This is a genomic window from Lentzea sp. NPDC060358, from assembly GCF_042725365.1.
GTDB lineage: Bacteria > Actinomycetota > Actinomycetes > Mycobacteriales > Pseudonocardiaceae > Lentzea.
On record NZ_JBHXCW010000068.1, the window covers coordinates 24,598 to 34,562 of the forward strand.

7 protein-coding genes are annotated in these 9,965 nt (G+C 69.1%); 6 read left to right on the forward strand and 1 reads right to left on the reverse strand.

The genetic code is table 11. The annotated features are described in order from the left end of the window. Positions 1-22: 22 nt before the first annotated feature. The 4 genes from ACFWGZ_RS17020 (at position 23) to ACFWGZ_RS17035 (ending at position 3,763) form a co-directional block, all read left to right on the forward strand. Positions 23-1,855, forward strand: a complete 1,833-nt coding sequence (locus ACFWGZ_RS17020; protein ID WP_382452454.1) for an acetolactate synthase large subunit — start codon at positions 23-25, stop codon at positions 1,853-1,855. Next, positions 1,855-2,361 (forward strand): acetolactate synthase small subunit, encoded by a 507-nt coding sequence (ilvN, locus tag ACFWGZ_RS17025; protein WP_382452455.1) that lies wholly within the window; start codon positions 1,855-1,857, stop codon positions 2,359-2,361. The genes ACFWGZ_RS17020 and ilvN overlap by 1 nt, the downstream gene beginning before the upstream one ends. Positions 2,362-2,383: 22 nt before the next feature. Then, positions 2,384-3,397 (forward strand): ketol-acid reductoisomerase, encoded by a 1,014-nt coding sequence (ilvC, locus tag ACFWGZ_RS17030; protein ID WP_382452456.1) that lies wholly within the window; start codon positions 2,384-2,386, stop codon positions 3,395-3,397. Between the two features lie 102 nt (positions 3,398-3,499). After that, positions 3,500-3,763 carry a DUF397 domain-containing protein gene (locus ACFWGZ_RS17035; RefSeq protein WP_382452457.1) on the forward strand — a complete coding sequence of 88 codons (264 nt, stop codon included), beginning with the start codon at positions 3,500-3,502 and terminating at the stop codon, positions 3,761-3,763. Here ACFWGZ_RS17035 and ACFWGZ_RS17040 read toward each other — a convergent pair. After that, positions 3,696-4,262: an AAA family ATPase gene (locus tag ACFWGZ_RS17040; RefSeq protein ID WP_382452458.1), complete on the reverse strand. Its 567-nt coding sequence runs from the start codon at positions 4,260-4,262 to the stop codon at positions 3,696-3,698. The two genes, ACFWGZ_RS17035 and ACFWGZ_RS17040, sit on opposite strands and share 68 nt — an antisense overlap. Positions 4,263-4,838: 576 nt before the next feature. Between ACFWGZ_RS17040 and serA the strand changes: the two genes are divergently transcribed. Both serA and ACFWGZ_RS17050 read left to right on the forward strand, forming a co-directional pair. Continuing rightward, positions 4,839-6,434 carry a phosphoglycerate dehydrogenase gene (serA, locus tag ACFWGZ_RS17045; protein WP_382452459.1) on the forward strand — a complete coding sequence of 532 codons (1,596 nt, stop codon included), beginning with the start codon at positions 4,839-4,841 and terminating at the stop codon, positions 6,432-6,434. Positions 6,435-6,671: 237 nt separating this feature from the next. Further along, positions 6,672-9,947, forward strand: a complete 3,276-nt coding sequence (locus ACFWGZ_RS17050; RefSeq protein ID WP_382452460.1) for a S8 family serine peptidase — start codon at positions 6,672-6,674, stop codon at positions 9,945-9,947. The last annotated feature ends 18 nt before the right edge of the window (positions 9,948-9,965 follow it).

Genomic DNA, 9,965 nt, shown 5'->3' on the forward strand with positions numbered 1-9,965 from the left:
CCGATACCCACGAGGCAATGAGATGACCAGCGCACCATCGCGACAGGCTTCCGAGCCCACGTCGCCACGTCCAGGTCCGCGGCCCAAACCGGCCCCGCCGACGGGCGCACCGATTCGTGTAACCGGTGCTCAGTCGCTCGTCCGGTCGCTCGAAGCGGTCGGCTGCGAAGTGGTCTTCGGCATTCCCGGCGGGACGATCCTCCCCGCGTACGACCCGCTGCTGGACTCCACGAAGGTCCGGCACGTCCTCGTCCGCCACGAGCAGGGCGCGGGCCACGCGGCCACCGGGTACGCGCAGGCCACCGGCAAGGTCGGCGTCTGCATGGCGACCTCGGGACCGGGCGCGACCAACCTCGTCACGCCGCTCGCGGACGCGAACATGGACTCCGTGCCCGTCGTCGCGATCACCGGCCAGCAGTCGCGGCCGCTGATCGGCACGGACGCCTTCCAGGAGGCGGACATCTGCGGCATCACGATGCCGATCACCAAGCACAACGTCCTCGTGACCGACGCCGCGGAGATCCCGCGGGCGATCGCGGAGGCGTTCCACATCGCGGCGACCGGCCGACCCGGCCCGGTCCTCGTCGACATCCCGAAGGACGTGCTGCAGGAGCAGACCAGCTTCTCGTGGCCGCCCGAGATGCGCCTGCCCGGGTACCGGCCGACGACCCGGCCGCACGGCAAGCAGGTGCGCGAGGCCGCGAAGCTGATCGTCCACGCCCGCAAGCCCGTCCTGTACGTGGGCGGCGGCGTGATCAAGGCCGACGCGCACGCCGAGCTGATGCGCCTGGCGGAGGACACCGGCATCCCGGTCGTCACGACGCTGATGGCGCGCGGCGCGTTCCCCGACTCGCACGACCAGCACCTGGGCATGCCCGGCATGCACGGCACCGTCGCGGCCGTCGCGGCGATGCAGCGCTCGGACCTGCTGATCGCGCTGGGCGCCCGCTTCGACGACCGCGTCACGGGCCAGCTCTCGTCGTTCGCCCCGGACGCGCAGGTCATCCACGCCGACATCGACCCGGCCGAGATCTCCAAGAACCGCCGCGCGGACGTCCCCATCGTGGGCGACTGCAAGGAGATCATCACCGAGCTGATCGACGCCGTGCGCGCCGAGCGCGAGAACACCAAGGCCGTCGACCTGGCGCCGTGGTGGGAGACGCTGAAGTCGCTGCGCGAGACGTTCCCGCTCGGCTACGACTGGCCGGACGACGGCACGCTGTCGCCGCAGTACGTCATCGAGCGCATCGGGCAGCTCTCGCCGTCCGACACGATCTACACCGCGGGCGTCGGCCAGCACCAGATGTGGGCCGCGCAGTTCGTGAAGTACGAGCACCCGCGCACGTGGATCAACTCCGGCGGCCTCGGCACGATGGGCTTCGCCGTCCCGGCGGCGATGGGCATCAAGGCCGGTGAGCCGGACCGCACGGTGTGGGCCATCGACGGCGACGGCTGCTTCCAGATGACCAACCAGGAGCTCGCCACCTGCGCCATCGAGGGCCTGCCGGTGAAGATCGCCGTGATCAACAACGGCAACCTGGGCATGGTCCGCCAGTGGCAGACCCTGTTCTACGGCGAGCGGTACTCCAACACGGATCTGGGCACGCACAAGCACCGCATCCCAGACTTCAAGCTCCTGGCGGAAGCCCTCGGGTGCGCGGGCCTGCGCGCCGAGTCGCGCGAGGAGGTGGACGAGGTGATCGCGAAGGCGCTGGAGATCAACGACCGCCCGGTCGTGATCGACTTCGTCGTCGGCAAGGACGCCCAGGTGTGGCCCATGGTCGCGGCGGGCACCGGCAACTCCGAGATCATGGCCGCCCGCGGCATCCGCCCCCTGTTCGACGAGGACATCTGATGACCAGGCACACGCTGAGCGTTTTGGTCGAGGACAAGCCCGGTGTGCTCGCACGCGTCGCCGGCCTGTTCTCCCGCCGCGGCTTCAACATCGAGTCGCTCGCGGTCGGCCGCACGGAGTACCCCGACATCTCGCGCATGACGATCGTGGTGTCGGTCGAGGAGCTGCCGCTGGAGCAGGTCACCAAGCAGCTCAACAAGCTCATCAACGTCATCAAGATCGTGGAGCTGGAGCCGGCGGCTTCCGTTCAACGGCAACTGGTGCTCATCAAGGTCCGCGCGGACGCCACCGTGCGCTCGCAGGTCCTCGAGACCGTGCAGCTCTTCCGCGCGAAGGTCGTCGACGTCTCGCCCGAGGCGGTCACCATCGAGGCCACCGGCACGTCTGAAAAACTCGACGCGTTGCTGCGCATGCTGGAGCCCTACGGGCTCCGCGAGATCGTCCAGTCCGGCATGGTCGCCATCGGCCGTGGCGCTCGTTCCATCACCGCCACCGCGGTCCGCTAGAAACCACGAAGAGGGAAATACTGTGAGCGTTGAGATCTTCTACGACGACGATGCCGACCTGAGCGTCATCCAGGGCCGCAAGGTGGCCGTGATCGGCTACGGCAGCCAGGGCCACGCCCACGCGCTGTCGCTGCGCGACTCGGGCGTCGAGGTCCGCATCGGCCTGCAGGAGGGCTCGAAGTCCCGCGCCAAGGCCGAGGAGGAGGGCCTGGAGGTCGGTACGCCGGCGGAGGTCTCCGCGTGGGCTGACGTGATCATGATCCTGGCGCCGGACACCGCCCAGCGCCACATCTACGCCAACGAGATCGCCGCCAACCTCAACGAGGGCGACGCGATCTTCTTCGGTCACGGCTTCAACATCCGCTACGGCCTCATCACCGCACCGTCCGGTGTGGACGTCGCCATGGTCGCCCCGAAGGGCCCGGGCCACCTGGTCCGCCGCCAGTTCGTCGACGGCAAGGGCGTCCCGGCGCTCATCGCGGTCGAGCAGGACGCCTCGGGCAACGCCCAGGCCCTCGCCCTGTCCTACGCCAAGGGCATCGGCGGCACCCGCGCGGGCGTCATCAAGACGACGTTCAAGGAGGAGACCGAGACCGACCTGTTCGGCGAGCAGGCCGTCCTCTGCGGTGGCGCCTCCGCGCTCGTCCAGGCGGGCTTCGAGGTCCTCACCGAGGCGGGCTACGCCCCCGAGGTCGCGTACTTCGAGTGCCTGCACGAGCTGAAGCTGATCGTCGACCTCATGTACGAGGGCGGCATCGCCCGCATGCGCTACTCGATCTCCGACACCGCCGAGTTCGGTGACCTGACCCGCGGCCCGCGCGTCATCACCCCCGCGGTCAAGGAGGAGATGAAGAAGATCCTGGGCGAGATCCAGGACGGCACCTTCGCGAACGAGTGGGTGGCCGAGGACGACAACGGCCGCGCGAACTACAAGAAGCTGCAGCAGGAGGGCGAGAACCACCCGATCGAGGCAACGGGCAAGAAGCTCCGCGACATGATGTCGTGGGTCGACCGCCCGATCACCGAGACCGCCTGACGTTCTCACCAGGTCTTTCCCCCAGGGAGGCCCGTGGCGCGCGTGTGACGCGCCGCGGGCCTTTCCGCTTTCCCGGCCAGGCCATCCGCTAGCTTCTCCGACATGACCGAGAGCGCGCCGATCTACGACGACAAGGCCCACGTGCGCGGCAACCTGGACCTGCGCGAGGCGGACTGGAAGCGCCCGCCGGAGCCGGAACCGGAGGACGGCCACGTGGAGATCGCCTTCGTGGAACACACCGACGGCGCCACCTACGTCGCGATGCGCAACTCCAAGCAGCTCGAACCGGTCCTGGTCTTCACGATGGCGGAGTGGGACGCGTTCGTGGCGGGCGCGAAGGACGGGGAGTTCGACGAGCCCTGGTGACCGCGTCGGCCACCTCCTCCAGCGGCAACGTCCCGTCGACGATCACCGCACCCCGCCTCCGGTAGTCACCTTCGACGTGCGAGTTGTGCTGCAACGCCGCAGCCAGCTCCTCCGGGTGCTTCCCGAAGGAGTTCCCGGTGCGACCGCGCAACCGCGAGCGCACCACGTCGTCACCGATCACCAGGCACACGACCACGTCGAAGAGGTCCCAGACCTCCTCCTCGTTCTCGACGCACCCGCACAGGTACCCGTCCGCTTCCCGAGTCCGCGCCGCCAGCCGCTCGACCTGCGCGCGGTCGATCCGCCACCCGTACCGGTCGAGCCACCCCGGCGGCACCGGGTCGGGCGGATCGACGACGACCTGCCCGGACACCCGGTCCACCCACCGGTTGTAGCCCTCCCAGTCGGCGTCGACAGCCAGCTCTCCGCGCTCTCGCAAGACCCCGCAGAGACTCGACTTGCCCGCCCCGGACGTGCCGGTCACCCACACCAGTGACATGGGCAGAGCATGGCGGCACGACGAACAACCCCGCACCCGCTTTTCACAGCAAGCCAAGCGACGCCGAAGGCGAGCCGCCTCCCGCACGCGATGCCGAAGGCGAGCCGTACAAACCCCCGCACTTCCAAGCGACGCCGAAGGCGAGCCGTCTTTTCCTTGCGCCGACCAGAGCCGGTGAACCCACCCGTGTTGTGGCGATCGGGGCTTGACTTCGGGAACAGCGGCGATGGAACCCAGGTCCTTCGTCCGGGGGTGCACGCCCACGCTGGAACAGCCACGGGGACAACACACCAGGACCACGCTGGAACCGACTCCACCGGAACCCAACCGCACCACGCCAAACTCGTACAAGCCCAAACGCACGGGCACCCGCCGACCAGGGACCCAGGTAACCAGCGCAAACAACGTCCCATCCCACAAGACGCGCACAGTGACCTGAGCCACCCGCCGAGAACGAGCCGCAAGCATCCTGACTATGCTCGTTAACAGTCCGGACACATTGCGGTGCTCCGGTCGGCGCGGGCCAGCCGCCCCCGACCACGCCCGCGCCCCACGATCCGACCCTTCCTGGGAGCGATGTCCGTGACCAACACGAGCCGACCCGTTGTTCTCATCGCCGAGAAGCTCGCACCGTCCGTTCTGGACGCTCTCGGCGACGGCGTCGAAGTGCGCCACGTAGACGGAACCGACCGCGCCGCCCTCCTCGAGGCCGTCGCCGACGCGGACGCGCTGCTCGTCCGGTCCGCCACCCAGGTCAACGCCGAGGTGTTCGCCGCGACCCGCAAGCTCAAGGTCGTCGCCCGCGCGGGTGTCGGTCTCGACAACGTCGAGGTGCCGGCCGCCACGCAGAACGGCGTGATGGTCGTCAACGCGCCGACGTCCAACATCGTCAGCGCCGCCGAGCACGCCGTCGCGCTGCTGCTCAGCGTCGCGCGGCAGATCCCCGCCGCGCACGAGACGCTGCAGAACCACGAGTGGAAGCGCTCCAAGTTCAACGGTGTCGAGCTCAACGGCAAGACCGTCGGCGTCGTGGGCCTGGGCAAGATCGGCCAGCTGTTCGCGCAGCGCATCGCCGCGTTCGGCGTCGAGCTCATCGCCTACGACCCGTACGTGAGCGCCGCGCGCGCCGCGCAGCTCGGCATCGAGCTCGTCACGCTCGAGGAGCTGCTCGAGAAGGCGGACGCGATCAGCATCCACCTGCCGAAGACGCCCGAGACCAAGGGCCTCATCGGTGCGGAGCAGCTGGCCAAGGCCAAGCGCGGCGTCATCATCGTCAACGCCGCCCGCGGTGGCCTCATCGACGAGGAAGCCCTCGCCGAGGCCGTGAAGGAGGGCCAGGTCGGCGGCGCCGGCATCGACGTCTTCTCCACCGAGCCCACGACCGAGAGCCCGCTGTTCAACGTGCCGGGCATCGTCGTCACGCCGCACCTCGGCGCCTCGACCGCCGAGGCCCAGGACCGCGCGGGCACGGACGTCGCGAAGAGCGTCGCCCTCGCGCTGGCCGGCGAGTTCGTGCCGGACGCCGTCAACGTGCAGGGCGGTGCCGTCGGCGAGGAGGTGCGCCCGTACCTGCCGCTGGTGCAGAAGCTCGGCACCGTCCTCAGTGCACTGTCGCCCAAGGCCCCGACCAGCGTCACGGTCGAGGTGCGCGGCGAACTGTCCACTGAGGACGTCGCGGTGCTGCCGCTGGCCGCGCTGCGCGGCGTGTTCTCCAAGGTCGTCGAGTCGCAGGTGACGTTCGTCAACGCCCCGCAGCTCGCGGCCGACCTCGGCGTCACCGTCGAGGTCGTCAAGGAGACCGAGAGCCCCAACCACCGCAGCCTCGTCACGGTCAAGGCCGTGCAGGCCGACGGCACGACGAACAGCGTGTCCGGCACCGTCAGCGGCATCGCGCAGGTCGAGAAGCTGGTCAACATCAACGGCCGCAACTTCGACCTCCGCGCCGAGGGCACCGTGCTGCTGCTCGAGTACCCGGACCGCCCCGGCGTCATGGGCACCGTCGGCACGCTGCTCGGCGAGGCCGGCGTGAACATCGAAGCCGCGCAGATCAGCCAGACCGGCAGCGACGCGGTGATGGTGCTGCGCGTGGACCGCCCGGTCGACACGCAGGTCCTCGACCCGATCGGCGCCGCCGTGGGTGCGCGCACGGTCCGCTCCGTCGACTTCGGATAGTCGCGACAAACCGGGAAGGGGACGGCAAAGTCCCCTTCCCGGTGAACACCTCGTTCACAACGAACGCATAACAGGCAACTGTCTGTAGACAACATTCATACTTTCGGGGCAATCGCGGAGACACGATCAGCGATTAGCGTCCCAACGAGGTCGACCTGTGCCGTGGAGGGCGCGGCACTGTTCCGGGTCGAAGGCACACACCTCGGTTGGGGCAACGTTGTGAAAAGACGATCGAGTTTGGTGGTGTTCTCTGCCATCACCACACTGCTGATCGCACCCGCCACGGCGCAGGCGCAGGGCGAACCGCTCGCGCAGCCGGTGAAGGGTGCACAGGGGCTGGACGCGAAGGCGTTGCAGCTGAAGGTTTCTCCCCGGCTCCACTCCAGCGGCACGGTCACCGCGTTCGTCGCGCTCGACCGCAAGCCGGCCGTCGACGCGTTCGACGAGAAGAAGAGCCAGGGCAAGGAGGTCGCGAAGCAGGCCGCCAAGCAGGCCAAGAACGACGTCGCCGCCACCGCGGACCAGGTCGTCGGCCAGCTCAAGAGCGCGGACACCGGCACCAAGGAGCTGTACCGCACCTCCAACGGCGTCCCCGGCGTCGTCGTGAAGGCGGACGCCCAGAAGGTGCGCGACCTCGCGCAGCGCCAGGACGTGCTCGCGGTCTACCCGGTCGTGCCGAAGAAGCGCCAGAACTCGAACGCCGTGCAGCTCACGAAGACGCTCAACGTCTGGCAGCAGTACGGCAAGCTCGGCGACGACGTGCGCGTCGGCATCATCGACACCGGTGTCGACTACACCCACGCGAACTTCGGCGGTCCCGGCACGGTCGAGGCGTTCAAGGCCGTCGACCCGCGCGTGAAGGACCCGAACTTCCCGACCGCGAAGGTCGTGGGCGGCTACGACTTCGTCGGCGAGGACTACGACGGCGAGAGCACCGACCCGGCGATCAACACGCCGAAGCCCGACCCCAACCCCATCGACTGCAACGGCCACGGCTCGCACGTCGCGGGCACCACGGCCGGCTTCGGCGAGAACGCCGACGGCAGCACGTTCAAGGGTGACTACACCAAGCTCGACGCCGCGAAGCTCAACGAGATGAAGATCGGCCCCGGCACCGCGCCGAAGGCCCAGATCTTCGCGCTGAAGGTCTTCGGCTGCGAGGGCTCGACGAACGTCACCTCGCAGGCGCTCGACTGGTCGCTCGACCCCGACGGCGACGGCGACTTCTCCGACCACCTCGACGTGGTCAACCTGTCGCTCGGCTCCGACTACGGCGCCCCGGACGACCCCGACAGCCTCTTCGTGAAGAAGCTCTACAAGGTCGGCGTCATGCCGGTCTTCTCCGCGGGCAACGGCGGCGACCTCTACGACATCGGCGGCTCGCCGGGCAACACGCCCGAGGCGCTGACCGTCGCGTCCGTGCGCGACTCCTTCGTGCTGCGCGACGGCGCCGAGGTCAAGGGCCAGGGACTCAAGCCCGGTCAGTACAGCCAGAGCTTCACCGGCTACCTCGGCTACGACAAGGAACTGCCGGTCGTGAAGCTCAGCCAGGCGGGCAACGCCGACGGCTGCGTCGCGATCACCGACAACGTCGCGGGCAAGTTCGTGTGGCTGGAGTGGGACGACAACGACGCCACGCGCCGCTGCGGTTCCGCCGTCCGCGCCAACAACGTGCAGGCAGCGGGCGGTCAGGGCGTGCTCCTGTCCTCCGCGCTGGAGAACTTCGCGGCGGGCATCGCGGGCAACGCGGGCATCCCGATGTTCCAGTTCACCGGCTCCGCCACCGCGGCGATCCGCCCGGCGCTGGACGCGGGCACGCTCGTGGTCCGCCTCGCTGGTGACCTGCGCACCTCGACGCCGACCTACGACCAGTCCATTTCGGACACGCCGAGCTCGTTCACGAGCCGCGGCACCCGCGGTCAGTCGATCAAGCCGGACGTCGCGGCGCCCGGTGACACGATCTCGTCCACGGCCGTCGGTTCCGGCAACGACCGCTCGGTCATCTCCGGCACCTCGATGGCGTCCCCGCACGTCGCCGGCATCGCGGCCCTGGTGCGCCAGACGCACCCGGACTGGACGCTGGAAGAGGTCAAGGCCGCGATCATGAACACCGCGGGCGCGGACGTGAAGGAGAACGGCAAGACCTTCGCCCCCAACCGCGTCGGCACCGGCCGCGTGGACGGCAAGGCCGCGATCGACAACCAGGTCCTCGCCTACGTCGAGGAGGACAACGGCTACGTCAGCGCGAACTTCGGCGTCGTCGAGGTCGCCAAGCCGGTCCAGAAGACCAAGACCATCAAGATCGTCAACAAGTCCACGAAGTCCGTGGAGTACAAGGTCGGCTACACCGCGGCCACGACGATCCCCGGCGTGAGCTACGTGCTCTCGCAGAACTCGGTCAAGCTGAGCCCGCGCGGCGTCGCCCGCGTCAAGGTGACGCTGAAGATCGACGACCCGAAGGCGCTGCGCAAGACGGTCGACCCGACCGTGGAGCCGCTGCAGCTCGACACGCCGCGCCAGTTCCTCGCGGACGCCTCCGGTCGCGTGACCCTCACGCCGACCGCCGGCGCCACCGTGCCGCTGCGGCTGTCGGTCTACTCGGCACCGAAGCCGGTCGCGGACATCACCACCGTCGACAGCCTCAAGTTCCGGGGCAACGACAAGCAGGCGATCCTCAACCTGACCGGCAAGGGCCTCGACCAGGGCACGGGCTCGCAGGCCTACCGCTCGCTGGTCAGCGTCCTCGAGCTGCAGGCCCAGTCGCCGAAGCTGCGCGACTGCAAGCGCAACGTCACCGAGAACTGCGCGCTCAACGAGACCGCCAAGGGCGGCGACCTGCGCTACGTCGGCGCGGCCTCCACGGCCCCGCTCGCCAAGGCCCAGGGCAGGCCGGAGGAGTCGCTGCTCGCGTTCGGTGTCGCGATGTGGGGCAACTGGTACAACCTCGGCAAGAACACCATCCCGTTCGTCGACATCGACACCAACGGTGACGGCAAGGCGGACTTCGAGACCTACGCGGACCGCCTGACCGACACCGACCTGCTGGTCGCCACCACGGTGAACCTGGCCACGGGGGAGACGGTCGACATCCAGGGCGTCAACGGCCTGTTCGGCGACGTCGACGCGAACGTGCAGGACACCAACGTCGTGGTCCTGCCGGTGCTGCTCTCGGCACTCGGCATCGACCCGGCGAAGAACTCCGCGCGCGTCAGCTACACCGTCGGCACCGCGGGCTACTACTCGGCGCCGGGCAACGCGAACAAGCTGATCGACGTGATCGACCGCCCGCTGTCCTTCGACCCGCTCAAGCCGGGTCTGTGGGCGCAGGGCGGCGGCGACGCGGCGCTCGCGCACGTCGCGAAGCCGGGCACGGCGCTCGTGGTCAACAAGGACGAGGCCGCCCTGAAGGCGGACAGGTCCGAGGGCCTGCTGGTGCTGAACCACCACAACGCCAACGGCGACCGCGCGTCGGTCGTCACGGTCAAGTCGAGCGGCCGGGGCGGCGCTCACTAGTCCGATGTCTGCGGAAGG